Origin of the sequence: Campylobacter sp. CFSAN093233, assembly GCF_011068165.1 — a bacterium.
Classification (GTDB): domain Bacteria; phylum Campylobacterota; class Campylobacteria; order Campylobacterales; family Campylobacteraceae; genus Campylobacter_D; species Campylobacter_D jejuni.
In genome coordinates, this window is record NZ_JAAMWY010000001.1 from 26368 (window position 1) to 52953 (window position 26586).

Annotated in this window: 24 protein-coding genes and 2 pseudogenes; 18 read left to right on the top strand and 8 right to left on the bottom strand. The window is 30.6% G+C overall.

Going from position 1 to position 26586, the window contains the following annotated elements; all coding sequences use genetic code 11:
• Positions 1–14 precede the first annotated feature (14 nt).
• The 4 genes from galU (at position 15) to FBF15_RS00155 (ending at position 3731) form a co-directional block, all read left to right on the top strand.
• Positions 15–839 (top strand): UTP--glucose-1-phosphate uridylyltransferase GalU, encoded by an 825-nt coding sequence (gene galU / locus FBF15_RS00140; protein ID WP_002860681.1) that lies wholly within the window; start codon positions 15–17, stop codon positions 837–839.
• Entirely contained in the window at positions 833–2053 is a 1221-nt protein-coding gene (locus FBF15_RS00145; RefSeq protein WP_002860682.1) for a glucose-6-phosphate isomerase, read from the top strand. The genes galU and FBF15_RS00145 overlap by 7 nt, the downstream gene beginning before the upstream one ends.
• A 126-nt stretch (positions 2054–2179) precedes the next feature.
• On the top strand, positions 2180–2629 hold the full coding sequence (locus FBF15_RS00150; protein WP_002851546.1) for a Dps family protein: 450 nt from the start codon (positions 2180–2182) through the stop codon (positions 2627–2629).
• Positions 2630–2693: 64 nt separating this feature from the next.
• The gene (locus FBF15_RS00155; protein ID WP_002860683.1) at positions 2694–3731 is read left to right on the top strand and encodes an ATP-binding protein; all 1038 of its coding nucleotides are present in this window, start codon (positions 2694–2696) and stop codon (positions 3729–3731) included.
• Here FBF15_RS00155 and FBF15_RS00160 read toward each other — a convergent pair.
• From FBF15_RS00160 to coaE, 3 genes are read right to left on the bottom strand one after another with little or no spacing between them, the layout of a single operon-like run.
• On the bottom strand, positions 3728–4459 hold the full coding sequence (locus tag FBF15_RS00160) for a glucosaminidase domain-containing protein (RefSeq protein WP_002855377.1): 732 nt from the start codon (positions 4457–4459) through the stop codon (positions 3728–3730). The genes FBF15_RS00155 and FBF15_RS00160 overlap by 4 nt on opposite strands.
• Entirely contained in the window at positions 4434–5183 is a 750-nt protein-coding gene (gene dapF, locus FBF15_RS00165) for a diaminopimelate epimerase (RefSeq protein ID WP_002867218.1), read from the bottom strand. Before dapF ends, FBF15_RS00160 begins: the two co-directional genes overlap by 26 nt.
• Entirely contained in the window at positions 5180–5785 is a 606-nt protein-coding gene (gene coaE / locus FBF15_RS00170; RefSeq protein WP_052787835.1) for a dephospho-CoA kinase, read from the bottom strand. Before coaE ends, dapF begins: the two co-directional genes overlap by 4 nt.
• Before the next feature lie 60 nt (positions 5786–5845).
• On the opposite strand from coaE, the gene purM reads away from it, so the two are divergent.
• From purM to FBF15_RS00185, 3 genes are read left to right on the top strand one after another with little or no spacing between them, the layout of a single operon-like run.
• Positions 5846–6835 carry a phosphoribosylformylglycinamidine cyclo-ligase gene (purM, locus tag FBF15_RS00175; RefSeq protein WP_002860687.1) on the top strand — a complete coding sequence of 330 codons (990 nt, stop codon included), beginning with the start codon at positions 5846–5848 and terminating at the stop codon, positions 6833–6835.
• The gene (locus tag FBF15_RS00180; RefSeq protein ID WP_002869217.1) at positions 6832–7044 is read left to right on the top strand and encodes a hypothetical protein; all 213 of its coding nucleotides are present in this window, start codon (positions 6832–6834) and stop codon (positions 7042–7044) included. The genes purM and FBF15_RS00180 overlap by 4 nt, the downstream gene beginning before the upstream one ends.
• Before the next feature lies 1 nt (position 7045).
• Positions 7046–8263, top strand: a complete 1218-nt coding sequence (locus tag FBF15_RS00185) for a hypothetical protein (protein WP_070299460.1) — start codon at positions 7046–7048, stop codon at positions 8261–8263.
• A gap of 491 nt (positions 8264–8754) precedes the next feature.
• Here FBF15_RS00185 and dcuC read toward each other — a convergent pair.
• Positions 8755–9786 (bottom strand): annotated as a pseudogene (gene dcuC, locus FBF15_RS00190) (C4-dicarboxylate transporter DcuC); the annotation flags it as partial.
• 247 nt (positions 9787–10033) lie between these two features.
• Between dcuC and cas9 the strand changes: the two are divergent.
• From cas9 to cas2, 3 genes and pseudogenes are all read left to right on the top strand, one after another.
• Positions 10034–12988: pseudogene (gene cas9 / locus FBF15_RS00195) on the top strand (type II CRISPR RNA-guided endonuclease Cas9).
• Complete coding sequence (gene cas1 / locus FBF15_RS00200) at positions 12985–13875, top strand: type II CRISPR-associated endonuclease Cas1 (protein WP_052949008.1); 891 nt, start codon at positions 12985–12987, stop codon at positions 13873–13875. The pseudogene cas9 and the gene cas1 overlap by 4 nt, the downstream one beginning before the upstream one ends.
• Positions 13868–14299 (top strand): CRISPR-associated endonuclease Cas2, encoded by a 432-nt coding sequence (gene cas2 / locus FBF15_RS00205; RefSeq protein WP_002780988.1) that lies wholly within the window; start codon positions 13868–13870, stop codon positions 14297–14299. The genes cas1 and cas2 overlap by 8 nt, the downstream gene beginning before the upstream one ends.
• A 360-nt stretch (positions 14300–14659) precedes the next feature.
• Here cas2 and FBF15_RS00210 read toward each other — a convergent pair whose 3' ends face one another.
• Genes FBF15_RS00210 through cueO form a run of 4 tightly spaced genes read right to left on the bottom strand, consistent with a single transcriptional unit; the run spans position 14660 to position 18065 of the window.
• Positions 14660–15850, bottom strand: a complete 1191-nt coding sequence (locus FBF15_RS00210; protein WP_165434514.1) for a molybdopterin molybdotransferase MoeA — start codon at positions 15848–15850, stop codon at positions 14660–14662.
• Between the two features lie 3 nt (positions 15851–15853).
• The gene (locus tag FBF15_RS00215) at positions 15854–16300 is read right to left on the bottom strand and encodes a molybdenum cofactor biosynthesis protein MoaE (RefSeq protein WP_002851301.1); all 447 of its coding nucleotides are present in this window, start codon (positions 16298–16300) and stop codon (positions 15854–15856) included.
• A complete protein-coding gene (locus tag FBF15_RS00220; RefSeq protein ID WP_002851547.1) occupies positions 16301–16522 on the bottom strand; it encodes a MoaD/ThiS family protein in 222 nt (73 codons plus the stop codon).
• 1 nt (position 16523) lies between these two features.
• Positions 16524–18065 carry a multicopper oxidase CueO gene (cueO, locus tag FBF15_RS00225; RefSeq protein WP_165434515.1) on the bottom strand — a complete coding sequence of 514 codons (1542 nt, stop codon included), beginning with the start codon at positions 18063–18065 and terminating at the stop codon, positions 16524–16526.
• A 123-nt stretch (positions 18066–18188) separates the two neighbouring features.
• Here cueO and nspC point away from each other — a divergent pair, with 123 nt between their 5' ends.
• The 8 genes from nspC to FBF15_RS00270 all read left to right on the top strand — a co-directional run bounded on the left by nspC (position 18189) and on the right by FBF15_RS00270 (position 26570).
• Positions 18189–19337: a carboxynorspermidine decarboxylase gene (nspC, locus tag FBF15_RS00230; protein ID WP_002858888.1), complete on the top strand. Its 1149-nt coding sequence runs from the start codon at positions 18189–18191 to the stop codon at positions 19335–19337.
• 303 nt (positions 19338–19640) lie between these two features.
• Positions 19641–20354: a molecular chaperone TorD family protein gene (locus FBF15_RS00235; RefSeq protein ID WP_002851502.1), complete on the top strand. Its 714-nt coding sequence runs from the start codon at positions 19641–19643 to the stop codon at positions 20352–20354.
• On the top strand, positions 20329–20520 hold the full coding sequence (locus FBF15_RS00240; protein ID WP_002803269.1) for a twin-arginine translocation signal domain-containing protein: 192 nt from the start codon (positions 20329–20331) through the stop codon (positions 20518–20520). The genes FBF15_RS00235 and FBF15_RS00240 overlap by 26 nt, the downstream gene beginning before the upstream one ends.
• Entirely contained in the window at positions 20520–23324 is a 2805-nt protein-coding gene (locus tag FBF15_RS00250) for a formate dehydrogenase subunit alpha (RefSeq protein ID WP_079460199.1), read from the top strand. Before FBF15_RS00240 ends, FBF15_RS00250 begins: the two co-directional genes overlap by 1 nt.
• Positions 23321–23962 (top strand): formate dehydrogenase FDH3 subunit beta, encoded by a 642-nt coding sequence (fdh3B, locus tag FBF15_RS00255; RefSeq protein ID WP_002851264.1) that lies wholly within the window; start codon positions 23321–23323, stop codon positions 23960–23962. Before FBF15_RS00250 ends, fdh3B begins: the two co-directional genes overlap by 4 nt.
• Positions 23959–24891, top strand: coding sequence for a formate dehydrogenase subunit gamma (locus FBF15_RS00260; protein WP_002867229.1), 933 nt, complete (start codon positions 23959–23961; stop codon positions 24889–24891). The genes fdh3B and FBF15_RS00260 overlap by 4 nt, the downstream gene beginning before the upstream one ends.
• A gap of 166 nt (positions 24892–25057) precedes the next feature.
• Positions 25058–25840, top strand: a complete 783-nt coding sequence (gene fdhD / locus FBF15_RS00265; protein WP_002858885.1) for a formate dehydrogenase accessory sulfurtransferase FdhD — start codon at positions 25058–25060, stop codon at positions 25838–25840.
• Positions 25833–26570 (top strand): winged helix-turn-helix domain-containing protein, encoded by a 738-nt coding sequence (locus tag FBF15_RS00270; RefSeq protein ID WP_002822570.1) that lies wholly within the window; start codon positions 25833–25835, stop codon positions 26568–26570. The genes fdhD and FBF15_RS00270 overlap by 8 nt, the downstream gene beginning before the upstream one ends.
• The last annotated feature ends 16 nt before the right edge of the window (positions 26571–26586 follow it).

Sequence of the window (26586 nt, forward strand, 5' to 3'; positions counted from 1 at the left end):
AAAAGGAAATTTTTATGCTTCAAACTTGTATTTTCCCTGCGGCAGGTTATGGGACGAGATTTTTACCCGCAACAAAAACTTTACCTAAAGAGATGTTACCTATCTTAACCAAGCCTTTGATCCATTATGGAGTTGATGAAGCTTTAGAAGCAGGAATGGAAAATATGGGCTTTGTCACAGGGCGTGGAAAAAGAGCTTTGGAGGATTATTTTGATATTTCTTATGAACTTGAACATCAAATTTCAGGTACAAAAAAAGAATACTTACTTGATGAAATTCGCTCTTTGATCAATCGTTGTACCTTTACTTTTACAAGACAAAATCAAATGAAAGGCTTAGGTGATGCGGTTTTAAAAGGTAGACCTTTGGTTGGCGATGAAGCTTTTGGCGTAATTTTGGCTGATGATTTGTGTGTTAATGAAGAAGGCTTAAATGTTATGGCTCAAATGGTAAAAATTTATGAAAAATATCGCTGCACCATCATAGCTGTGATGGAAGTACCAAAAGAGCAAGTTTCAAACTATGGAGTAATTTCTGGAAATTTTGTAGAAGAAAATCTTATCATGGTTAATTCTATGATAGAAAAACCAAGTCCTGATGAAGCTCCAAGTAATCTTGCTATCATAGGAAGATATATTTTAACTCCTGATATTTTTGGAATTTTAGAAAATACTAAAGCGGGAAAAAATGGTGAAGTCCAACTTACCGACGCGCTTTTAACTCAAGCAACTAATGGTATGGTTTTAGCTTATAAATTTCAAGGAAAACGCTTTGATTGTGGAAGTGTAGAAGGCTTTGTAGAAGCGACAAATTATTTTTACGAGAAAAGTAAATGTTAAACAATACACTTTTTTTTAAGCAAAGTGAAATTCACACTATAAGTTCTTATGCAAATCGTATTAATGATGAGGTAAAAAGTGGAGATATAGGGTATTATCATCTTATTGATACAAGTTTGAATTTAATCGATGAGAGTTTGGCTTTTATCAAAGACAAAGAACACATAAAAAATATCGTTTTAGTGGGAATGGGTGGTTCAAGTTGTGGTGTAAAAGCCTTGCGTGATATGCTTTTTAATGAAAAAAGCAACCAAAGAGAACTTTTTATACTCGATAACACAAGTTCACATTCTTTTAATAAGACTTTAGAAAAAATCAAGCTTGAGGAAAGTTTGTTTTTAATCATCAGCAAAACAGGTAGTACTATAGAAGTTGTATCGCTTTTTAAACTTCTTATTGAACATTTTAAACTTGATATGCAAGAATTAAAAAAATACTTTGTTTTTATTACCGATAAGGATTCAAAACTTCATCAAGAAGGTGAAAATTTAGGTATTAAATGCTTTTTTATCCCTGCAAATGTAGGAGGTCGTTTTAGCATACTTTCAGCCGTAGGTATAGTTCCGCTTTGTTTTTGTGGCTATAATGCCAAAGCTCTTTTAGAAGGAGCTAAAGCTTGTTTTGAAGATTTTTTTACTCATAAAAAAGATGAAATTTTACAAAAAGCCTATCATTATTGCACACACAAAAATGCCAATATCAATGTACTTTTTTCATATAGTGATGCTTTTAAAGGCTTTAATGAATGGTATATCCAGCTTATTGCTGAAAGTTTAGGTAAAAAGCAAGGCTATAAACGTATAGGTTTAACTCCTATTGCACTCATTGGAGCAAGAGATCAGCATAGTTTTTTACAACTCATTATGGATGGACCTAAAAATAAAACTGTAACTTTTTTAAAAATCAAAGACGCTCAAAAAGCACCTATTATCCCTGATATTCATTTTAAATTTTTAGATTCTTTAAGTAATAAAGTCAATCTTCACGAACTTTTAAACGCTCAATGTAATGCAACTATGCACGCTTTAATCGCTGAAAATTTGAGTGTTGATGTGATAGAACTTGAAAAACTTGATGCTTGGCATGCGGGATATTTGATGTATTATTATGAACTTTTTACTTCAACTTGCGGTGTTATGCTAGGGATTAACACCTATGATCAACCTGGTGTGGAAGTTGGAAAGTTGATCTTAAAAAATATATTAAATTCTTAATCAAAATTCATTAAAAAAGAGTATAATAATTTTAAGTTAAAATTATAATAAAAATTTTTAATTAATAATAATTATTATTTAAGAATTTTATGTTATAATTTTAAAAATTAAAAAAAGGAGTCAATCATGTCAGTTACAAAACAATTATTACAAATGCAAGCAGATGCTCATCATCTATGGGTTAAATTTCATAATTATCACTGGAATGTAAAAGGTTTGCAATTTTTTTCTATACACGAGTACACAGAAAAAGCTTATGAAGAAATGGCAGAACTTTTTGATAGTTGTGCTGAAAGAGTTTTACAGCTTGGCGAAAAAGCTATCACTTGCCAAAAAGTTTTAATGGAAAATGCAAAAAGTCCAAAAGTTGCAAAAGATTGCTTTACTCCGCTTGAAGTCATAGAACTGATCAAACAAGATTATGAATATCTTTTAGCAGAATTTAAAAAACTCAATGAAGCAGCAGAAAAAGAAAGTGATACCACAACAGCTGCTTTTGCGCAAGAAAATATTGCAAAATATGAAAAAAGTCTTTGGATGATAGGTGCTACTTTACAGGGTGCTTGCAAAATGTAATTTAAGGGGCTTTATGCCCCAATTATACAAACTAGGTTATAATATCCTTTTTTAAAGGATAAAATTGAAAGTACTTAATTTTTTTTATGAAAATCACCCTAAATTTGAAGTAAGTTATGAAAGAAAAAATCAAATTTCAAAACCAAATATTATCATAAAAGGCCCACGATTTTGTGGTAAAAAAACACTTATTTTTAATTTTTTATCTCAATTTAAAGCAAGTGAAATTTTGTTTTTAGATTTATATGATACACGCTTTGAAAAACAAAGTTTAGAAAGACTTGCTGATTTTCTGAATGAAAATTTACAAATTAAAATTCTTTGCCTTTATAATTTGGATTTTATCCCTAATTTAGAAAAAATTAAAATTCCCATCATCTTAAGTACAAATATAAAAGATTTAAATATAAATGGGTTTGAAGAGCTTGAACTTGATTATTTTGATTTTGAAGAATTTATTAGTGTAAGTAAGAAAAATTTACCTATAAATAATTTAGTAGGTCTTTTTTTACAAAGTGGACGCAGTAAATTTGGAGAAAAAAACATACTTCTAAGACAAAGCTTTACTCTTTTAGAATTAGAAATTTTAAAGTATTTAGCTTTAAATTTGGGTCAGCAAATCAGTATTTCTAAGATATTTATAGAACTTAAAAAAAGATTAAAAACTTCAAAAGATAGTGTTTATCAAGCTATAAAAAAATTAGAAAATACTTATGTGATCTATACTTTAAAACATGATGAAAAAAAACTTCAAAAGATTTATTTTAAAGATTTTGGCCTAAGAAATAATCTTTGTATTTCAAAGGATTTTTCGCATTTATTTGAAAATTTAGTTTTAAGCGAGTTGTTTAAATTTAAAGAAGATTTTTTTTATAACAAATACTTTAACTTTTATAGCCAAATATCTAAAATTGCTTATATTTCAAGTCCAACTTTAGATATTGATTTGATTAAATTACGTGCTAAGAAAATTTTACCAAAGGCTTTAGAACTTGGAATTTTTCATGTGATTTTTATCACTCTTTCAAGCGAGGATAGTTTTTTTGAGCAAGGGGTTAAATTTGAAGTCATATCTTTTGATAAATTTTCACTTGGATTTTAGGTGTTATTTGAGTTTGTATCGTATTTTTCAAGGTTGTATCGTTTGATGATTTTTGTAATAAGATTGATATAATATCCCTTGCGTTCAGAATAAGAATCTAAAGTTTTAATAGCCTCTAGTCCTGTTATCTCTTTGCCTTCGCTTGCAAATTTAGCTCTTGCATCGCGAAACTTTTCATAAGCAAAATGACGATTTAAATTTAAAACATAAGAGTAAACACTATCTTGCAGACTATCAAAAATCTTAATTTTATGTTTTTTATCTGGATGTCTTAAATCAGGAATTAAACCTTTCTCACCCCAAGTCCATTCTCCAAAAAGATTATTTGCTTCTCTTGCGAAGCGACTTGTACCTGTAGCACTTTCAACTAAAGCTTGGGCTATACCCATGGATTTTGGAATTTTTTGAATACGTTTTTTATATTCTGCAAAATCATAAAGATTTTCAATGCGATATTTGTTTTTTATCGTGATAAGTTTTTCAAGATTTGTTTGATTTGAAGTCCTAAAGCCTGTTTTGTAAGCATCTTTAAAAAAGGCTTCGATAAAAGCTCTTTCTTGTTCAATTTTTTTAAAGCTTTGATCAAACATTTCATTCATTTTTATAAAAAAAATTTGTCTTTTTTGATCTATATCAAGTTTGTAATATTCCTCTCCAAAGCCATTTTTTAGATCATCAGCAAAAAGTGGGATTAGAAAAAGACTAAGAAAAATTATAATTGGCTTCAAAACAATACTTTACCTTTCCTTCAAAAAACAATTCTTCATTTTTATATGTAAACCCAACCTCTTCACCACTTTTAGGAGTTATTTTAACTTTATTTTGTACTTTTTTATTTAAAAATGCCAGATAAAAACAAGCCCCCATTCCTGTGCCACAAGCTAAGGTTTCATCTTCAACTCCGCGTTCATAGGTACGAACTTTTAAATGATTTTCATCTAAAATTTTTACAAAATTAACATTGGCATTATATTTTTGTCTCATTTTTTGACAAAGTATTGTATCAAATTCATCTAAATTTTGACAAAAATGCACTAGATGTGGAACTCCAGTGTCGCAAAGTTGCCAAGTTTTTCCTAATTCTTCAAAAGTATTTTGCACGCTTTTTATTTTGCCTAAAGATACTTCAACTTTATCTTGATTTACCTTTGCTTTTATTATTCCTGCACCGGTTAAAAAACTCATGTTAGGATTTATTTTGTTAATATGATGTGCAAAATGTGCCGCAGCCCTTGAGCCATTGCCACACATAGCAGCCCTTGAGCCATCGTTATTATAAAATTCCCATTCAAAGTCGTATTTTTCATGAGGCAATATCACGATAAAGCCATCCCCACCTATGCCCTCATAACGATTGCAAAGTTCTTTAGCTAAAGCACTTCTATCTTCTTTTCTATCAGCATTTGTTATGACAAAATCATTCCCACTTGCACAATATTTATAAAATTTCACATTTTTCCTTTAGAAATTTCTTGTATTACTTTAACACATTCTTGCCTAAAATCGACATAAGAATTAGTATTTTTAATGATAAAATCTGCTTTTTTAAGTTTTTCTTCAATATCTATTTGAGAATCAAGTCTCACTTTTGCAGCTTCTAAGCTGAGCTTATCTCTTTGCATGATTCTTTTAAGGCTTAATTCTTTAGGTGTGTAAATTACAATGACTTTGCCTAAATTTTCATAAGCACCGCTTTCAAAAAAAAGAGGAATTTCTACAAAAAAAGCTTTATTTTCTTTATCTAGAATTTGCATTTGTTCTAAAATTTTAGCTCGAATGTTAGGATGAGTGAAATTTTCTAAGGTTTTTTTAGCTTCTTTGTTGTTAAAAACAATTTCTCCAAGGATTTTTCTATCGATTTTCTTTTCTTTTGTGAGTAAATTTTTTAAGTTAAAGGGAGAAAAAATCTTTTCAAGTTCTAAAGCATTTTCATCTAAAATTTTATGAGCAATTTTATCTGCGCTAATGCTTTTAAAGCCTAAAGAATTCGCTATTTCTATAAAAGTGCTTTTACCACAAGCAATTGAAGCGGTTACAAAAAAAGCATTTTTCATCTTATGCCTTATTAAAACTTTTTTCGTTAAAATACCTTTTTAGTTCTTAAAGGAAAATAAATGAAAATTTCATATGAAGATGCAGGCGTAAGTATAGATAATGGAAATGCCTTTGTAGAGGCTATAAAACCTTTGGTTAAAGAAACTTTTAATGATAATGTTGTAGGCGGAATTGGTTCTTTTGCTGGTGCTTTTAGAATGCCAAGTGGTTTTAAAAAGCCTGTGATTTTAGGTGCAACAGATGGTGTTGGTACCAAGCTTCGCTTGGCAATTGATGCTAAAAAATATGATACTATAGGGCAAGATTTAGTAGCAATGTGTGTGAATGATTTGATTTGTAATTTTGCTACGCCTTTGTTTTTCCTAGATTATTATGCTACAGCTAAGCTTGAAGTAGAAGTAGCAAAGGCTGTTGTATCAGGCATTGCCAAGGGATGTAAGATGGCAAATTGTGCATTAATCGGCGGAGAAACTGCTGAAATGCCTGGAATGTATGCAAAAGATGATTTTGATCTTGCGGGTTTTGCAGTGGGTATGGCTGAAGAAGATGAGATCGATAGAAGTAAATTTGTTAAAAATGGTGATATTTTATTGGCACTTCCTAGTTCAGGACTTCATTCAAATGGTTATTCTTTAGCTAGAAAAGTACTTTTTGAAAGTTTAAAATTAAAATTTGATGACAAGATAGGGGATAAAAATTTAATTGATATTTTATTAGAGCCTACAAGGATTTATGTGCGTGATTTTCTTACATTAAAGCCTTATATTAGTGCTCTAGCTCATATTACAGGGGGTGGTTTAGTAGAAAATTTACCACGCGTTTTGCCTCGTGGTATGGGTGCAACTATACGCAAACATCATCTTAAAACTCCTGAAATTTTTTATACTATAGGACAGGCTGTAGAAGAAAGCGAAATGTATAGAAGCTTTAACATGGGAGTGGGTTTAGTAATGGTTGTAGATCCTTCTAATGTAAGTAAGGTTTTAGAAAATTCAGATGCCTTTATTATCGGCGAAATTTGCATTAATGAAGGTATTGTTTTAGAGTGAAAACAAATTATTATGATTATTTATGTGCTAAAATGTATGTAATTTTGCCCATAAAAGCCCATAAAGACAAACTAAAATTTTATCTTTCTTATGTAAATAAGAAAGATAAAATTTTTAGAGTTAATGTGTGGAAGTGGGCGGTTTTGATAAAAATTGCCAAAGATGATAAAACGAAATATTTTTGTTCGAATGTATTAAATAAAGGGTAAAATGCACAATTTAAATGAAGCTTTGTTTCAAAAAAAGATAAAAGAAATTCGCTTAAAAGCAATAGCGAGTATTATTTGTGGGTTTTTAGGTATCATTCCTTATCTTGGAGTTTTATTTGTTCTTGCGAGTTGGATTTTATTTTTTATTGTGCTTTATGATTTAAAAATCTATGGTGGTGCTAAAAATTTGTTTAAGAATTTCCTTATTAGTGCAGGGATTGGATTTTTTGGTATTCTTGTTAATACAAGTATTTTATTTGCAATGCTAAAGCCTAGAACTGGCATTTTTGGTGGGCTTTATTTTAATCAAGATAATATTTTTATGGCTATTGCTATATTTTTAGTATTACATTTTGCTATTTTGGCTTTAATTTTTCCTTTTTTGAAAGCTTTTTACTATGAAATTGCTAGAACAACAAAGCAAAAGTATTTCACTTATGCTTTTAATACCTTTTATTTAGGGCTTCTTACTTTGATTATCGGCATAGGCTTGGTGTTTTTGCTAGCAAGTTTGGTTTTTTGGATTTTAGCGTGGGTCAAATTTAAAGAATTTGATGAGCAAGAACTTTCAAATTTAGAAGAAAGATTGGCAAAAGCACAAAAAAAGGTTTTTGATTTTGATTTAAAATGGATTAAAATCACAATGGCTTCATTTATAATTTTAAACTTGCTCGTTTTAACATTTTCGTTTATATTAGAAGTTATTAGCTTTGAAGATTGTAGGTTTTACTACACAAAAAAAACTTTATTTTACACAGCCATAATCCTAGCTTTGCTTAGTGTGTTTTTGTTTTGTAAAAAGATAAAAAATTACAAACTTTTTATTTATTTTTTCATATGGCAAGGTTTAAGTGTTTTTGGTAGTCATCTTCTTTTTATTCCTGATTTTATGGTAGATCAACAAATTGTATATGGAAGTTTAAACATAATATTAAGTCTATGCTATATTATTTTTGCTTTTTTATTTTTTAAAATTTTGATTCAAATTACAAAGGAAAAACTTTTTTATCTTATTTTTGCATTTTATGTTTGCATAGAAATTTTGATAATATTAATTTTCTTTATTTTTATGATGGTTGATAACTATTATATATTTACAAAAAGTCCTATAAAGATGCTCATAGATAATTATAAATTACTTTTTCAAGTTGTTTATTTCGTTTCATTTTTAATTGTTTGGCTTATGCTTAAAGGACAAAAAAATGTAAAAATATGTTAGAATGATGAAAAAATACTATTTTACGTAGATGTTTATTAGGATATATTCGTATGTCTTAAAGCTCTTTATGGGGTGTTAAGTAATTATAATATTTAAAAATTAAAAAATATATAGTTTATCCACATTTTATAGTTTAACTTCTAAAAATTTGATCATCTCTTTTTTCATTTTTTAGAGCTAGAAAACATATGAGTGAAATTGCTTTAAAGTTAGTTAGAGCAGTTGATACTAAATATTTTGATAAGAAATTTAAATAGATTGATTTTACTTAAATTAAAGACTTTTTGCCTCGTGATACAAAATTAAGTGATGAATTTTTAGTTAAATTGATATTAAATATGAAAAAATTATAAATATTAATACTTTTTCAAATTAATAGTAAATATAGAGGGTTTGATTTTTTCACAAAAGATTTGGATAGAACTTGCAAAAAACTTTCTTCAATATTTATACTTTTAAATTTTGATGCAAATCCTATTCAATATAGCATTGGCAAAATAAACTAAAAAGCTTAAAATAGCTATACTCAAAAGAATTCCAAACCATGCAAAATTTCCTGTTCCAAGATTTGAAACCGCGTTAGTAAGGATATTAACTCCACCAAGTGCTTTAATGCCTTTAGCACATACTCCAGCGGCGATGATTATGCTTACGACTAAGATAAAAATTTCAGCCATAGTCTTTTAAAATCACCATCATATCTTCGCCTAATTTTCTAGCATTTCTGTGTCTTGCAAATTCAACAAGAAAAACTAAAGAAATGCTTACAAAATTTGCTGTTACAACATCGAGCTTGATAGTAAAAAAATACGCTGTAAATAAAAATACAACAGGTAACCAAGGAAAGAGTATGTAAAAAGTAGGACATTTAGGATCAATGATTTGCGGAATTTCAACTTCATCATTTAAAACACCTTTTTCTTTATCTCTTTTATCAATCCAAGCAAAATAAAAAGGAATCAAGATGGCAATAACTACAACATAGGCAATCACACTATAAATTTGGTAATTTAAAAAAAGCCCTACGACATTATCACTTTGTCCTACCATATCTGCCATATTGATTGAATTTCCATCTTTTGGACCATAATCAAGTGCAATTAAAGAAAGCGCACATACAGTTGTAATAGGACGGATTTTAAGTGAGATTAAAACAGGATAAATACATGCTAACAAAAGCAAAAGCAATCCAGCATAGCTAGAAATGACGATTTTTAAAGCCATTCCAACAACAAAAGTTCCACTTAAAATCAAGTATTTATTTTTGATTTTTCCTAAGGGTTTATTTGCTAAAAAAGCAAGTTTTGCTGAAGCATTAATATGTTTCATATAAGCAGCAAAACCTGCCACACTCATGATAATAAGTCCTACTCCAGAAAGCTGACTTTTAAAAGTCGCTGTGATAAAAGCATAACTATCAAGTAAAACATTTAAAAGCTTGTATACTCTCTGCTTGGAGCTTTTGGTATAGGTGTTCCTGTGATATAAAAAGCAAAAATAAGCAAGATAATATTTGAAAGAAAAATACAAAAATGGGATCGTATTTTTTTGAGTATATCATAAAAATTAGCATAGGGTCTATTGAATTTACAATAAATTGGATTTTATCTAAATTTTTAAATAAAAAATATTTTTTATTTAAAAATTACTTGTTTTTTGTATTATAAAATTAACATATATAGTTTGGTTACTGAAAAGTTTATGTTTGTTTAAAAAATGATTTTTGTATTATAATTATACACAAATCATAAATATTAAAAAGGATCTAGTGTGGCAAGAATTTTGGCATTTGATATAGGAATAAGCTCTATTGGCTAGGCATTTAGTGAAAATGATGAGTTAAAAGATTGTGGAGTTAGGATTTTTACAAAGGCTGAAAATCCCAAAACAGGAGAATCCTTAGCCTTGCCAAGACGCCTTGCAAGAAGTGCTAGAAAACGCCTTGCTAGACGCAAAGCAAGGCTAAATCACTTAAAACATTTAATCGCAAATGAATTTAAGTTAAATTACGAAGATTATCAAAGCTTTGATGAAAGTTTAGCCAAGGCTTATAAAGGATCTTTAATTAGCCCTTATGAGTTAAGATTTAGAGCTTTAAACGAGCTTTTAAGTAAGCAAGATTTTGCAAGAGTGATTTTACATATTGCAAAAAGGCGTGGCTATGATGATATTAAAAATAGTGATGATAAAGAAAAAGGTGCGATTTTAAAAGCTATCAAGCAAAATGAAGAAAAACTAGCAAATTATCAAAGTGTGGGCGAGTATCTTTATAAAGAGTATTTTCAAAAATTCAAAGAAAATTCCAAAGAATTTACAAATGTTAGAAATAAAAAAGAAAGTTATGAACGCTGCATAGCGCAAAGTTTTTTAAAAGATGAATTAAAGCTTATTTTTAAAAAACAAAGAGAATTTGGCTTTTCTTTTTCAAAAAAATTTGAAGAAGAGGTGCTTAGTGTAGCATTTTATAAAAGGGCTTTAAAAGATTTTTCTCATTTGGTGGGAAATTGTAGTTTTTTTACCGATGAAAAAAGAGCGCCAAAAAATTCGCCCTTAGCTTTTATGTTTGTAGCACTTACAAGAATTATCAATCTTTTAAACAATCTTAAAAATACTGAAGGAATTTTATATACAAAAGATGATTTAAACGCCCTTTTGAATGAAGTTTTAAAAAACGGCACTCTAACTTATAAACAAACAAAAAAGCTTTTGGGCTTAAGCGATGATTATGAATTTAAAGGGGAAAAAGGAACTTATTTTATTGAGTTTAAAAAATATAAAGAATTTATAAAAGCCCTAGGTGATCATAGTTTAAGCCAAGATGATTTAAATGAAATAGCAAAAGATATTACCCTTATAAAAGATGAGATTAAGCTTAAAAAGGCTTTAGCAAAATATGATTTAAATCAAAATCAAATTGATAGTTTAAGCAAATTGGAATTTAAAGACCATTTAAATATAAGTTTTAAAGCCTTAAAACTTATCACTCCTTTAATGCTTGAAGGTAAAAAATACGATGAAGCTTGTAATGAGCTTAATTTAAAAGTAGCAATCAATGAAGATAAAAAAGATTTTTTACCCGCATTTAATGAAACTTATTATAAAGATGAGGTAACTAATCCTGTGGTTTTAAGAGCGATTAAAGAATACAGAAAGGTCTTAAATGCTTTACTTAAAAAATACGGCAAAGTGCATAAAATAAACATTGAATTAGCAAGAGAAGTAGGTAAAAATTACAGCCAAAGAGCTAAAATAGAAAAAGAGCAAAATGAAAACTACAAGGCCAAAAAAGACGCCGAACTTGAATGTGAAAAACTAGGCTTAAAAATAAATAGCAAAAATATTTTAAAATTAAGATTATTTAAAGAACAAAAAGAATTTTGTGCTTATAGTGGAGAAAAGATTAAAATTAGTGATTTGCAAGATGAAAAAATGCTTGAAATTGATCACATTTACCCTTATTCTAGAAGTTTTGATGATTCTTATATGAATAAAGTTTTAGTTTTTACCAAGCAAAATCAAGAAAAACTTAATCAAACCCCCTTTGAAGCCTTTGGCAATGATAGTGCAAAATGGCAGAAAATTGAAGTTTTAGCAAAAAATTTACCTACTAAAAAGCAAAAAAGAATTTTAGATAAAAATTACAAAGACAAAGAGCAAAAAGACTTTAAAGATAGAAATCTAAACGATACTCGCTACATCGCAAGGCTTGTTTTAAACTACACTAAAGATTATTTAGATTTTTTACCTTTAAGCGATGATGAAAATACAAAGTTAAACGACACACAAAAAGGCTCAAAAGTGCATGTAGAAGCAAAAAGCGGTATGCTTACATCGGCTTTAAGACACACTTGGGGCTTTAGCGCTAAGGATAGAAATAACCATCTTCATCACGCCATCGATGCAGTAATTATTGCTTATGCAAACAACTCTATCGTAAAGGCTTTTTCAGATTTTAAAAAAGAGCAAGAAAGCAACAGTGCAGAACTTTATGCAAAAAAAATTAGTGAATTAGATTATAAAAACAAAAGGAAGTTTTTTGAGCCTTTTAGTGGTTTTAGGCAAAAGGTTTTAGATAAAATTGATGAAATTTTTGTCTCAAAACCTGAGAGAAAAAAGCCAAGCGGAGCCTTACATGAAGAAACATTTAGAAAAGAAGAAGAATTCTATCAATCATACGGCGGAAAAGAAGGAGTTTTAAAAGCCCTAGAGCTTGGTAAAATCCGCAAAGTAAATGGTAAAATAGTTAAAAATGGCGATATGTTTAGAGTGGATATTTTTAAACACAAAAAGACAAATAAATTTTATGCTGTGCCAATTTATACTATGGATTTTGCTTTAAAAGTATTACCAAATAAAGCTGTAGCACGAAGTAAAAAAGGTGAGATAAAAGACTGGATTTTAATGGATGAAAATTATGAGTTTTGCTTTTCTTTATACAAAGATAGTTTGATTTTAATTCAAACTAAAGATATGCAAGAGCCAGAACTTGTTTATTTTAATGCTTTTACAAGCTCTACTGTTAGTTTGATTGTTTCAAAACACGATAATAAATTTGAAACGCTAAGCAAAAATCAAAAAATATTGTTTAAAAATGCAAATGAAAAAGAAGTAATCGCAAAAAGCATAGGAATTCAAAATCTAAAAGTATTTGAAAAATACATAGTTTCAGCACTTGGAGAAGTGACAAAGGCTGAGTTTAGACAAAGAGAAGATTTTAAAAAATGAGTTACGATGAAGCTTTTAAAACACTACTTATTAGCTCTAATGCCAAGCTAAATTTAGAGTTAAATCATCTTGTGATTAAGCAAGATGAAAATATAGCCAAATTGTTTTTAAAAGATATAAATATCATCATTTTAGAAAGCTTACAAGCAAGCCTTAGTTCCGCACTTTTTAACGCTTTTGCAAAGCATAAAATCATCTTGCTAACCTGCGATGAAACTCATAGTATAAATGGTATTTTTACTCCTTTTTTAGGGCATTTTCAAAGTGCAAAAATCGCAAAAGAACAAATAAATGTAAGTGCTCAAAAAAAGGCTATTTTATGGCAAAAAATCATTAAAAATAAAATCCTAAATCAAGCCTTTGTTTTGAAAAAACACAATAAAATAGAGCAAAGCAATGAGCTTATAAATTTGGCTAAAAAAGTAAGTCTAAATGATAGTAAAAATATCGAAGCTGTTGCAGCGGCGCTTTATTTTAAAACTTTGTTTGGGACTTCTTTTTCAAGAGATGAGCTTTGCTTTGAAAATTCTGCTTTAAATTATGGCTATGCAATCATTAGGGCTTGTATTATTAGAGCAGTTTGTATAAGTGGGCTTTTGCCTTGGCTTGGCATAAAGCACGATAATATTTATAATTCTTTTGCGCTTTGTGATGATTTGATAGAAGTGTTTAGGGCTAGTGTTGATGATTGTGTTTTAAAGCTTAAGGGTGAAAGTGAGTTTTTAAGCAAAGATGACAAAAGAGCGTTGATTGGCAATTTACAAAGCAAAATCAATTTTGATGGGCAAAATTATCCTTTAAACAGAGCGATAAATCATTATGTGGCGAATTTTAAAAATGCTTTATTGTATGAAGATGAACTAAAGATAGTGAAATTTGATGATTGAAGATAAATTTATGCGCGTGCTTTTGATGTTTGATGTGCCAACTAAAAGTAAAAAAGAGCAAAAACTAGCAAGTAAATTTAGAAACAATCTTATAAAATTAGGTTATTTTATGCTGCAATTTAGCGTTTATATGCGTATTTGCAAGGGTTTAAGTTCTGCAAAAAGTTCTATTGAAAATGTAAAAAAGATTTTGCCACCTTATGGAAATGTAAGGGCTTTAATCATCACTGAAAAGCAATTTGATAAAATGGAGCTTTTGCTTGGTGGCATAGTTTTTAATGAAAAAGTTAATAACGAAACCAATTTAACACTTTTTGATATAGATAGTCATGGAGAATTTAAATACAAAAATTCAAATAATGAAGAAATACAACTAAACAAAAAACAAGAAAAATATCATCAGCAAAATTTATTTGAATTTTAAAAGCGGTTTTAGGGGATTGTAACCCCGCAGAGTCCCGCAAACTCTTTATTTTAGTCCCTTTTTAAATTTCTTATGAGATTATAGCATAATTTTTGCTATTTTTCATCAAAAAACCCCTAAATTTTCATTATCTGGTAAATATCTATTTTACCATAAAGAAATTTAAAAAGGGACTAAAACAGTGCTACAGCCTTTACTACACTTCAATCAATTTTACCATAAAGAAATTTAAAAGGGACTAAAACCCTAGTGGATTGAAACTCTGCTAGGGCTAATTACTCCACTAAAAGGAGGTTGCAAATTTGAAACTTATTGAAATTTAGGGTTGATTAAAATCGAAATAAAATTATTTAAATAATTTTAAGGCATAAAGATAATATCTACTAAACTTTCATTTTTTAACATTTCACATTCTTTTGGTACCACCATAAGGGCAGCTTTATTGTTAAGATTGTTTATAATCGCACTAGAGCCTTCTTTCTTACCTTCAAGATTGGCTAAAATGCGTCCATTTTTAAACTCTATATTGCAAGCGACAAATTCTAAATAAGGTGTTTTTTTCTTGTAACTTCCTTGTAAAAAGGCTTTGCAAATATAGTCTTTAGGTTGAAGTAACCAAGAGTTTAAAATCTCTCTTGCGTAAAGATTAAACATTACCATAGCCGAGTAAGGAAAACCTGGTAAGGCGATGATGAATTTTTCATTAGCCTTAGCTATTTTGATATGTCTGCCTGGTTTTATGTCGGCTTTATCGATGATGATTTCGTATTCTTTGACGGCTTTTTTTAAAAAGTCAAAATCCCCCATAGAAACCCCGCCCGTTGTAATCAAAATATCACAACTTTGCAAAGCACTTTCAAGGGTAGAAAAAGTGGCTTTTTCATCATCTTTTAAAAGAGGAAAAACCCTTGTATCGCAATTTAAATTTTTAGCTAAATTAGCTATGGCGATATGATTTGAAGAGCGGATTTGAGCAGGATTTTCCAAGGCTTCTCCTAGATCCTTGATCTCACTTCCACTACTTAAAACCCCTACAATAGGCTTTATAAACACACTAATGTGAAAAAATCCAAGTTCAGCTAAAAGAGCTATCTCGCTATAATTTAACCTTGTGCCTTTTTTGAGTAAAATTTCATCTTTTTTATAGTTTTCTCCTACCGCACGCACGGCAAAAGCTTGAGGAACTTTTTTTTCTATAAAAAGAGTATCATTTTCTACGCGTACATTTTCAACAGGGACTAAAGTATCGCTTCCTTCGCTCATGAGTGAGCCTGTAAAGGTTTTTACACAAGTACCATTTTGCACGCTAAATTGTGGCATAGTGCCCGCAGGTGTGAGGCCTAAAATTTTTAAAGGCTTATCTTGATCTTCAAATTTGATCGCATAACCATCCATAGCCGAAGTTGGAAATTCAGGTTGGTTTTTAGGGGCTTTTATGTCTTGAGCTAAAATGCGTCCTAAACACTCTGTAAGAGCTATTTTTTCAATCTTTTCATAGGTTTTGATATGAGAATGTAAAATTTTTAAACTTTCTTCATAAGACATTAACATTTTTTATCCTTTTAAAAGTCCTGCACCGCAAAGTTTGGTTGATCTTTCTTTGGCATAAATTCTTTCTTTGTTTATTACATCATACTTCCAAATGGGTGCACTTGCTTTAAAATCTTCAACAAATTCATTAAGAAGTTTAAGCCCTAATTTTCTTTGTTTGCTTAAAATTCCTGCAAAATACGAGCTTTCATGAACCGCCACATCGCCTATAGAGTGAGCAAAAAGCAAGCTAATACCATCAAAATCTACTCTTTTTTGCCACTCATCAAACCATTTTTTTAAAAGCGGTTCATAAATATCAAAACTAAGTGCCTCAATGCCTCCTTCTTCACGCACAATACCACAAAAAGTCAGTAAAGCACCGCAGTTTTTATCCTTGGCAAATTCATACCATTGGCTATAAATTTTAGGAATATCTAAAGAATCTTGATAGAGTGTAAAATGTTCCATTTAACCCCCGCAAACTGGCGGTAAAAGTGCTATTTTATCACCAGTTTTTAACTTAGTGTTTTCATCAAAAATGATTTCATCATTTAAAGATACCGCACAAAGTTCTAGCCATTCTTTTAAACTCTCATCTTTTTGCAAAATTTCTTTTAATTCTTTTAAATTTTTTACCTCAAGTTCTAAATTTTCTTTATTTATGGGGCCTAAAAATTCCACTTTTACCATTTTATTCCTTTACTTCTAAATTTCCCATCATTCCTAAATCTTCATGTTCTAAAATATGACAATGATACATTCTAAGTCCTTTAAAATCTTGTTTCATTCTAAGTCTTAACTCTTCATTAGGACGCACATTTATAGTATCTCTTAAGGCTCTAAATTCGGCTTTTTGAACTTTGCCATTGAGTTTTGATGAGATGAGTTCAAATTGCGTGCCGTGTATGTGGAAAGGATGATCCATGTGAGATTTGTTTATCACTATCCAGTCTTCAACTACTCCAAGTTTGGAGCTTAAATCAATGCGTTTTAAATCATAGCTTTTGCCATTGATTAAAAACATAGACGCAAGAGCGATTTTTAATTCGCCTTCACTTTTTCCCATCATACCATGCATTTGCATATGATCTTCACTCATGATTATTTCTTTAAATTCCTTAGGTTCTTCTGAAGGTTTGAAAATTTTTAAATTTTTTGGAAGTTCTACATTTTCTTTTTTTAGGTTAATATTGGCTAGAAATAGGGTATTAGGTTCTTCTTTTACCATCATTTTATCCCTATCATAATAAGCACTTTCTAGCTTAAAATTCCCATCTTTTGGAGCGTCGATTAAAACTTCTACACGAGAAGCAGGACTTAAGAAAAGTTCTTCTTTATAAATAGTTTTTTCTATAAGTCCGCCATCAGTACCAACAAGTATAAACTTAGCTCCTTGTATGCGTAAATTTAAATATCTTGCTGCAGTAGCATTATAAATGCGTATGCGTTCGTTTGTGGCGAGTTTGATTTTAGGTTTAAATTGTCCATTGATGAGTACAAATTCTCCTTCTCTACCATTTAGCCAATCATTTAGGTTGTTGTTTGGAATTTGAGCGTTTTCATCAAGACGCAAATCGCTAATCATTAAATCTTTTTCTTTTAAATGACTTAAAGCATCTTTTTTTGCTTTGATCACAAAAGCCCCTGCTAAACCCATAAAAACTTGTTTAGAAGCCGTATAATGAGGATGTGGATGATACCAGTAAGTTCCTGCGCTATCTTGAGGAATTTCAAAACGATATATTCTTTCTTCTCCTGCTAAGATAGGATCATGTGGGCTTCCATCTTGATCAGGTGGCACAGGAACGCCATGCCAATGTATAGTTGTAGCTTCTTTGAGTTTGTTTTTGACTAAAATTTCAAGTTTATCTCCTTCAAAAACTTCTATTTTTGGAGCAGGCACGAGGCCATTGTAAGTATAAAATAAGGTTTTTTTACCTTTGATAAGCTCTATATGATTTTCTTTGATTTCTAGGGTAGCACGAAAAATATTTTTTTCTTTACTTTTATTTTTGAGTAAAGGCAAGGCTTTTAAAATTTCTCCTTGGGGGAATTGTTTTGGATCTAAAAGCTTTAAATTTTTTGGAGCAAAGTTTATAAAAGAAGTATCTAAGTCATGATTTATAGAATGATTTTTATGCATGGAGTGCATATCGTGCATAGGATTTGCATAGGCTACACCCATACTTGCTAGAGTAAGTGCATTAAATTTTAAAAAATTTCTTCTATTCATTAGTTTTTCCTTTTGCTTGATTTTTTGTATTATAGTCATTATTTTTTTAACTTTAGTAAATATTTATTTTGAAAATTTGGTTTAATTTTGTTATGATTTTAGCAATTTAATCAAGGAAAAATAATGTTTTATGAAAAAATTCAAACTCCAGCTTATATTTTAGAAGAAGATAAATTAAGAAAAAATTGTGAGCTTTTAGCAAGTGTTGGTGAAAAAAGTGGTGCTAAAGTGCTTTTAGCTTTAAAAGGTTTTGCTTTTTCAGGAGCGATGAAAATTGTTGGAGAATACCTAAAAGGTTGTACTTGTAGCGGACTTTGGGAAGCAAAATTTGCTAAAGAATACATGGATAAAGAAATTCATACTTATTCACCTGCTTTTAAAGAAGATGAAATAGGTGAAATAGCCAGTTTATCTCATCATATAGTGTTTAACTCTTTAGCCCAATTTCATAAATTTCAAGCTAAAACACAAAAAAATTCCTTAGGTCTTCGTTGTAATGTTGAATTTTCTCTAGCCCCAAAAGAACTTTACAATCCTTGTGGAAGATACTCAAGACTTGGAATTCGTGCTAAAGATTTTGAAAATGTGGATTTAAATGCTATAGAAGGACTTCATTTTCACGCACTTTGTGAAGAAAGTGCTGATGCTTTAGAAGCAGTTTTAAAGGCTTTTGAAGAGAAATTTGGCAAATGGATAGGGCAAATGAAATGGGTGAATTTTGGAGGAGGACATCACATCACTAAAAAAGGCTATGATGTTGAAAAACTTATTGCTTTGTGTAAAAATTTCAGTGATAAATATGGCGTGCAAGTTTATCTTGAACCAGGCGAAGCGGTGGGTTGGCAAACAGGAAATTTGGTGGCTAGTGTAGTAGATATCATAGAAAATGAAAAACAAATTGCTATTTTAGATACTTCAAGCGAAGCACATATGCCAGATACTATCATCATGCCTTATACAAGTGAAGTTTTAAATGCTAGAATTTTGGCCACAAGAGAAAATGAAAAAATTTCAGACTTAAAAGAAAGCGAATTTTCCTATTTGCTTACTGGAAATACTTGTTTAGCAGGTGATGTAATGGGAGAATACGCCTTTGATAAAAAGCTTAAAATCGGCGATAAAATTGTTTTTTTAGATCAAATTCATTACACCATTGTGAAAAACACAACTTTTAATGGTATAAGACTTCCAAATCTCATGCTTTTAGACCGTAAAAATGAACTTCAAATGATAAGAGAATTTTCTTATAAGGATTATTCTTTAAGAAATTAGTATTATTTATAATTTGCATAAAATGTTAATTTTACTCGGAAGAGAATCAAAGATGTAAATTTTATGCAAAGTATTTTATTTTTTCAAATATAAAATCAACTCAAATATCTAATTTTAAATACTTTAGTATGATTTTTTAATATTTTAAATCCTTGTGGAATTTTATTGAAATTCAGTGATTTTTAAATCAAATAGTATTAAGATAAATCGATTTAAAAATCGGCTTTAAAATGAATATTAGGTATATTTTGCATAATATTCATTCAAGCAAAATTTAAAGCTATTTTTGAAAATTTTGAATGCATGGGAGCTTTAATGGATTTGGAAAAATTAAGATTAGCTAGAAGTCTTTATTATCAATGTCTAGGAGAGCTTTTTGTTTTTTCATTTTCTGAAGAAAGATTGTCAAAATTACAAGAGTATTTAAAGACAATGCAAGAATGTTTATTTGATGAAAATTTAAAATCAAATTTTGATATCTTGCTTAAGCATTTAGATGATGAAAATTCTATACAAGCATTTTTTAAAGAATATGATTTGCTTTTTTTAAGTCTTAAAAATAGCATTCCAACGACTTTTTCTTACATAGAAGAAGGTTTTGAAAATTCAAATCCTTTACTTTGCGTGCGTCAAATTTTAGTCAAAAGTAAAATAAGACGCAATGAAAAATTTTTTAAAGAAAGTGAAGATAGTGTTGGATTTTGTTTATTGTTGATGAGTGAATTTTTAAGGCAAAATGAAGATGATTTAGCCAAAGAGCTTTTTGAAAAAGTGATCAATAAAAGCATTGATGAGTTTTTAGGCGATGTTTTCATGAATAAAAATGCGAATTTATATAAGGAAATTGCAAGTATTGCATCGGCTTTTATGGAATTTGAAAGACTTTGCTTTGAAGTGGAAAAACCTGCAAAAATAAATTCTAAAAAAGTGCAAAACGATCTATCGCGTTCAGAATTTTTAAGAAGAGAAGCAAATAAACAAAGGAGGACTCGTGAAAAATCGCAGGGAATTTCTTAAAAAATCCGCTTTTGCCTTAGGGGCTGCTGGAGTGCTTGGTAGCACGACTTTAGCTCTAGCTAAAGATGAAGAAAGAAAAGATTTGGTTAAAGGTAAAAGTAAGAAAAAAGAAGTGCTTTTTCAAAGAAGTGCTAATTGGGAAAAATATTATATAAAGGCTGAGTAATGTCAAGTGTAGGTGAAAATATCAAGCTTACGCGTCGTTCTTTTCTTAAAATGGCAGCACTTTCAAGCCTAGCAACACCGTTGCTTGCTAGAAGTGAAACTTTAAGAGAAGCGAGTGCTGATGAGCTTAAAGAAGCGTATGAAGGTAGTAAAAAAGTAAAAACAGTTTGTACAGCCTGTTCTGTAGGCTGTGGGATTATTGCAGAAGTGCAAAATGGTGTTTGGGTGCGTCAAGAAATTGCTCAAGATCATCCTGTGAGTTCAGGTGGACATTGCTGCAAGGGATCTGATATGATCGATATGGTGCGTTCACATGTGCGTTTAAAATATCCCATGAAAAAAGAAAATGGAGAATGGAAACGCATAAGTTATGAGCAAGCTTTAAGTGAGATCGGAGAAAAACTAGCTGCTTATCGTAAAGAAAATCCTGAAAGTGTTATGTTTTTAGGTTCTGCAAAACTTAATAATGAACAAGCTTATTATATAAGAAAATTTGCAGCATTTTTTGGAACGAACAATGTAGATCATCAAGCTAGAATTTGACACAGCGCAACAGTCGCCGGTGTGGCGAATACATTTGGTTATGGCGCTATGACAAACCATCTTGGAGACATTCAAAGAAGTAAATGTATCATTATCATTGGAGCAAATCCAGCGGTAAATCACCCTGTGGGTTTTAGACATTTCTTAAAAGCAAAAGAAAAAGGTGCAAAGCTTATTGTTGTAGACCCTAGATTTACAAAAAGTGCAGCAAAAGCGGATATTTATGCAAGAATTCGTCCAGGAACTGACATTGCTTTCATGTATGGAATGTTAAAAATCATTTTTGATGAAGGCTTGGAAGATACAAAATATCTTGATGAAAGAGTTTTTGGAATTGATAAAATTCGTGAAGAAGCAGCAAAATGGACAGCTGAAGAAGTGGAAAATGTTACAGGGATCTCTAAAGAACTTTTGGTGCAAATCACTCACGAAGTAGCTAAAAACAAACCAACTACGCTTATTTGGGCTATGGGTTTAACTCAACATACTGTAGGAACTTCAAATACACGTTTAGCACCTATTGTGCAAATGGTACTTGGAAATATAGGTAAATTTGGTGGTGGAGTTAATATCTTACGCGGACACGATAATGTTCAAGGTGCTTCAGATATGGCTTGTTTGAGCGAAAATTTACCAGGTTATTATCCTTTAAATGAAGCGACTTGGAGATACTATGCCAAAATTTGGGGTGTGGATTATGAGTGGCTTTTAGGAAATTTTGTAAGCAAAGATTGGATGCATAAAACTGGGCTTTCACTTGCTAGATGGTGGGCAGCGGCTTTAAATGGAAAAGATGGAAATGATGCTATCGATAATGCAGGAACGCCTTTAAAAGCTTTAGTAGTTATGGGAAATGGTATTACTTCGACTGCACAACAAGTAAAAGTTAAAGAAGGTTTGGAAGCTTTAGAGCTTTTAGTTTTAGCCGATCCTTTTGTAAATGAAGCAGGGATTATTGCAGAAAGAAAAGATGGAATTTATCTTTTACCTGCAGCAACACAGTTTGAAACAAGCGGAAGTGTAACAGCAACAAATCGTAGCGGACAATGGAGATTTAAAGTTGTAGATCCACTTTATGAAAGCATGGAAGATCAAGAAATTTTATTTGAGCTTGCTAAAAAATTAGGTTTTTATGAAGACTTTACCAAGACTTTACGCGATGAAAAAGGTGAGATTGTTTGGCCTGAAAATGCAACAAGAGAAATTGCAAAAGCAGTTAGAAGTATAGGGCTTAATGGTTGGAGTCCTGAAAGGCTTAAAAAGCATACTTTATACTGGGATAAATTTGATGAGGTAACTTTAGAAGGAAAAGACGAAGTTGCTGGCGAGTATTACGGGCTTCCTTGGCCTTGTTGGAGTGATAAGCACCCAGGTTCTCCTGTGCTTTATAATACCGACATTGAAGTAGCAAAAGGTGGTATGGGCTTTAGAAACAATTTTGGACTTGAATATGAAGGAGAGAGTTTACTTGCTAAAAATGCACCTTTAAATTCGCCTATTGATACAGGTTATCCACAAATTACTAAAGATAATATAGAAAAAGTTTTAGGCATTACTTTAAGTGCCCAAGAAAAAGCTAAAATGGGATCAACTTGGTCTTATGATGATAGTAATATCATAGCAACTAAATGTATAGAAAAAGGCATAGTTCCTTATGGAAACGCTAAAGCTAGAGCTGTAGTTTGGACTTTTAAAGATAAAATTCCACTCCACCGTGAGCCTTTACATTCTCCAAGAAACGATTTGGTGCAAAAATATCCAAGTTTTGAAGATCAAAAAGCGCTTTACCGCGTGGATACTAAATTTGTTTCTGTGCAACAAGCTAAGGATTATTCTAAAGAATTCCCGCTTAATCTTGTTACTGCAAGACTTGTGAATTTAAATGGTGCAGGTATGGAAAATAGAGCATCTATGTATCTAACGCGTTTAACACCTGAAATGTTTTGTGAGATCAATCCTGAATTAGCAAAAGAGCAAGACATTAAAGCAGGAGATATGATTTGGGTGCATTCTCCAGAAGGTACTAAAATTCATGTAAGAGTGAAGGTTAATCCAGGTGTAGCAAAAGATATGATTTTCTTGCCTTTCCATTTTACAGGAGTTATGCAAGGCGTGGATTTAACGCACAATTTCCCAGAAGGAACTAAGCCTTATGCAAGCGGAGAAAGTGCTAATACGGTAACAAATTATGGTTATGATATCATGTGTCAGATTCCAGAGACTAAAGGTGGACTTTGTAGAATCAGTAAGGATGGAAAATGAGTAAGGTAAATTTTGCAAATTTAGAAAAAGAACGCTTGAAATTCTTTTGTGATAATGAGCGTTGTATTGATTGTAATGGTTGCGCGGTAGCTTGTGATGAAGCACATGAGCTTCCTATTCATATTCGCCGCCGCCGTGTGATTACTTTAAATGAAGGAATTCAAGGAAAAGAAGTTTCAACTTCTATTTCTTGTATGCATTGTGATGATGCTCCTTGTTCTATCGTTTGTCCTGTGGATTGTTTTTACATCCGTGCTGATGGTATTGTTTTACACGATAAAGAAATTTGCATAGGTTGTGGATATTGTCTTTATGCTTGTCCTTTTGGTGCACCACAATTTCCAAAAGATAGTGTTTTTGGAAATAAAGGCATTATGGATAAATGTACTATGTGTGCAGGTGGCCCTGAAGCAACGAATTCAGAAAAAGAAAGAGAACTTTATGGTCAAAATCGTATCGCAGAAGGAAAAGTCCCTGTATGTGCTGCGATGTGTTCAACAAAAGCACTTTTAGTAGGTGAAAGTTCTAAAATAGAAGAGATTTATCATAATAGACTTATGAATAGAAATTATGGCATTCCAAATCCTTCGGAAAGTTTGGAATGGAAGATTGCTTACACAGGAAAGGAACGCTTATGAGAAAAGTATTTGTAACGCTTTTATTAAGCGTAGTGAGTTTATTTGCTTATGGTAGCGAGAGAATGGGACAAGATACTCAAATTTGGGATTTTCATCGTATTACAAATATCCCAAATTATGATACTTTTGGCAAACTTTGGACAACTTTGCAAGGTGAATATATAGCTACTATAGCTTTAATCGCTGTTATTGCGGTATTATCTGCATTTGCTTTGCATTATATGGTTATAGGACCTAAGCAATTTTCACACGATGGAAAGAAAATTTATGCTTTTACATTATTTGAAAGACTTTTTCATTTTATCGCGGCAATTTCTTGGGTGATTTTAGTGCCAACTGGTTTTGTGATGATGTTTGGGGCGACTTTTGGAGGCGGACTTTTTGTAAGGGTTTGTAAAAATTTACATGCTTTTGCAACGGTTTTATTTATCATCTCTATAATCCCTATGTTTTTATGGTGGATTAAAAGAATGCTTCCTGCAAGTTATGATATCAGATGGATGATGATAGTAGGTGGTTATTTAAGCAAAGTAAAACGTCCTGTACCTGCAGGTAAGTTTAATTTTGGTCAAAAATCTTGGTATTATATAGCTGTATTTGGTGGATTTTTGATGATAATTACAGGTGGATTTATGTATTTTCTTGATTTTAATTCCACGGCAATTCAAGGTCTTTTTGGTTTAACTCAAATTGAACTTTTAAGAATTTCAGCTATAGTGCATAATTTCTTGGGTATAGTGTGTGCAGTGTTTTTTGGTGTGCATATTTATATGGCAGTATTTGCAATCAAAGGCAGTATCCATTCTATGATTAGTGGTTATAAAGAAGAAGAAGAGGTTTATATTTTACATTCTTATTGGTATAAAGAATTAAGCAATAAAAAGCAAATTGAACCTAGTTTTTCTTATGATCCTAATGTAAAAATTTAATCTTTAACCGCTATGTTATTGCATAGCGGTAGTTTTAAGCTTTTTTGAAATAAATAGAACGAATTTTCTTTTATAAGTTGAATCTAAAATCTATTTTTCCATATATAAATTTGTTATTTATGTTTTTTTGATATAATATTATTTAAAGATATTTAAAGGATAAGGTATGGATCCGTTATTTACAACTCAAATTTTAAAATATAAAGGTGATGAATCTTTTACATGCAATGATACTTTAGTGCGTGAAATTAAGCTTGAAATTTTTATTAATGATGAAAAAGTAGGTGCTTTAATGGCAACTCCTGTAGATGAACAGGCATTAGCAATAGGATATTTAATGAGTGAAAATATCATTGCGAAAGTAAGCGATATTGAGAGCATAGAAACAAAAGATGATGGTATGAGTGTGCATATTAAAGCAAAGATTGATAAAGAAAATTTAGCAAAGCTTAATGCTGAAGGTGTAGTTATAAGTGGTTGCGGTAGAGCACATACTGCCAATATCGATCCAGAAGCTATTGAAGCGAGTAAAATTAGTTCTGATGCAAAATTTAGCAAAGATGAAATTTTAAAACAAATGAGTACTTTTTATACTCAATGCGAGCTTTACGAGAAAACAGGCTGTGTGCATACGGCTAAGCTTTTTGTAGATGAGAAAACTTTTTTTATAGGTGAAGATATAGCTCAACATAATACCATAGATAAAGCTTTAGGAAAAGCACGTTTAGCTGGGGTTGATTTAAGTCAATGTTTTTTAATGGTTAGTGGAAGGCTAAGTTCTGAAATGGTAGCTAAAGCAGTTATGCATAAAATTCCAGTGCTTGTTTCACGCACGGCTCCTACTTGTTTAGGGGTTATGATAGCAAGAAAATTTGATTTAACGCTTTGTGGTTTTGCTAGAGAAAATAAGATCAATATTTATAGTGGAGAATTTAGAATTCATGGATAAAAATCAAGAAAAAGAAATCATCTCATACATGAGAGAATTGTTAAATAGCAATGAAAAATTAGATTGTGGTACGGCTTTTAAAATTGCAAAGAAATTTAATATAAATATAGAAAAAATCGGACAATTAGCCGATGAAAATCACATGAGAATTGATAATTGCGAGTTGGGGCAATTTGGACATTTAGATTTTGAAAAAGCAAAGATTGAAGTGCTTAAAAAAATAGAACCTAGTTTAGATGAAAAGCGTAGAATTTTTTGTAAAGATGCAAGAGATATTGCTAAAGAAGGTTGTGGACTTAAAAGTATGCGTTCAGCTTTAAAAACTTATAAGGTTGATGTAAAGTATTGTCAACTTGGTTGTTTTAAAGAAAAAAAAGGTAAGCAATTTATAGTAAGAACAAAAACTTGGATTGAAAATGCGGATGGAGATTTGCTTTTTGGTCGAGGAAAAACAGAACTTTTAGAACTTATCGGACAAACAGGTAGTTTATTACATGCTTCTAAACTTATGGGGATTAATTATAAAAAAGCTTGGATGCATTTACAAACCTTACAAAAAAATTCTCAAGAAATTTTAGTTAGCACAAGACAAGGACGCTCTAAAGAATCAGGAACAAAACTTACTCCTAGAGCTATGGAATTGATGGAAAATTACTCTATTTTGCAAAAAGACATAGAAGAATACGCTAATAAACGCTTTAAAGAATTGTTTTTAAAAGGAAAAAAATAAATCTTCTATCAAAAAA

Bases quoted from the DNA above. Each gene is read 5' to 3' on its own strand.
- FBF15_RS00185 (WP_070299460.1), top strand. From the start codon at position 7,046: ATGCACAATTTAAATGAAGCTTTGTTTCAAAAAAAGATAAAAGAAATT.
- cueO (WP_165434515.1), bottom strand. From the start codon at position 18,065: ATGAATAGAAGAAATTTTTTAAAATTTAATGCACTTACTCTAGCAAGT.
- coaE (WP_052787835.1), bottom strand. From the start codon at position 5,785: ATGAAAAATGCTTTTTTTGTAACCGCTTCAATTGCTTGTGGTAAAAGC.
- FBF15_RS00215 (WP_002851301.1), bottom strand. From the start codon at position 16,300: ATGGAACATTTTACACTCTATCAAGATTCTTTAGATATTCCTAAAATT.
- purM (WP_002860687.1), top strand. From the start codon at position 5,846: ATGAAAATTTCATATGAAGATGCAGGCGTAAGTATAGATAATGGAAAT.
- cas1 (WP_052949008.1), top strand. From the start codon at position 12,985: ATGAGTTACGATGAAGCTTTTAAAACACTACTTATTAGCTCTAATGCC.
- nspC (WP_002858888.1), top strand. From the start codon at position 18,189: ATGTTTTATGAAAAAATTCAAACTCCAGCTTATATTTTAGAAGAAGAT.
- fdhD (WP_002858885.1), top strand. From the start codon at position 25,058: ATGGATCCGTTATTTACAACTCAAATTTTAAAATATAAAGGTGATGAA.
- FBF15_RS00260 (WP_002867229.1), top strand. From the start codon at position 23,959: ATGAGAAAAGTATTTGTAACGCTTTTATTAAGCGTAGTGAGTTTATTT.
- FBF15_RS00150 (WP_002851546.1), top strand. From the start codon at position 2,180: ATGTCAGTTACAAAACAATTATTACAAATGCAAGCAGATGCTCATCAT.
- FBF15_RS00235 (WP_002851502.1), top strand. From the start codon at position 19,641: ATGGGAGCTTTAATGGATTTGGAAAAATTAAGATTAGCTAGAAGTCTT.
- FBF15_RS00210 (WP_165434514.1), bottom strand. From the start codon at position 15,850: ATGTTAATGTCTTATGAAGAAAGTTTAAAAATTTTACATTCTCATATC.
- galU (WP_002860681.1), top strand. From the start codon at position 15: ATGCTTCAAACTTGTATTTTCCCTGCGGCAGGTTATGGGACGAGATTT.
- FBF15_RS00145 (WP_002860682.1), top strand. From the start codon at position 833: ATGTTAAACAATACACTTTTTTTTAAGCAAAGTGAAATTCACACTATA.
- fdh3B (WP_002851264.1), top strand. From the start codon at position 23,321: ATGAGTAAGGTAAATTTTGCAAATTTAGAAAAAGAACGCTTGAAATTC.
- FBF15_RS00270 (WP_002822570.1), top strand. From the start codon at position 25,833: ATGGATAAAAATCAAGAAAAAGAAATCATCTCATACATGAGAGAATTG.
- FBF15_RS00220 (WP_002851547.1), bottom strand. From the start codon at position 16,522: ATGGTAAAAGTGGAATTTTTAGGCCCCATAAATAAAGAAAATTTAGAA.
- cas2 (WP_002780988.1), top strand. From the start codon at position 13,868: ATGATTGAAGATAAATTTATGCGCGTGCTTTTGATGTTTGATGTGCCA.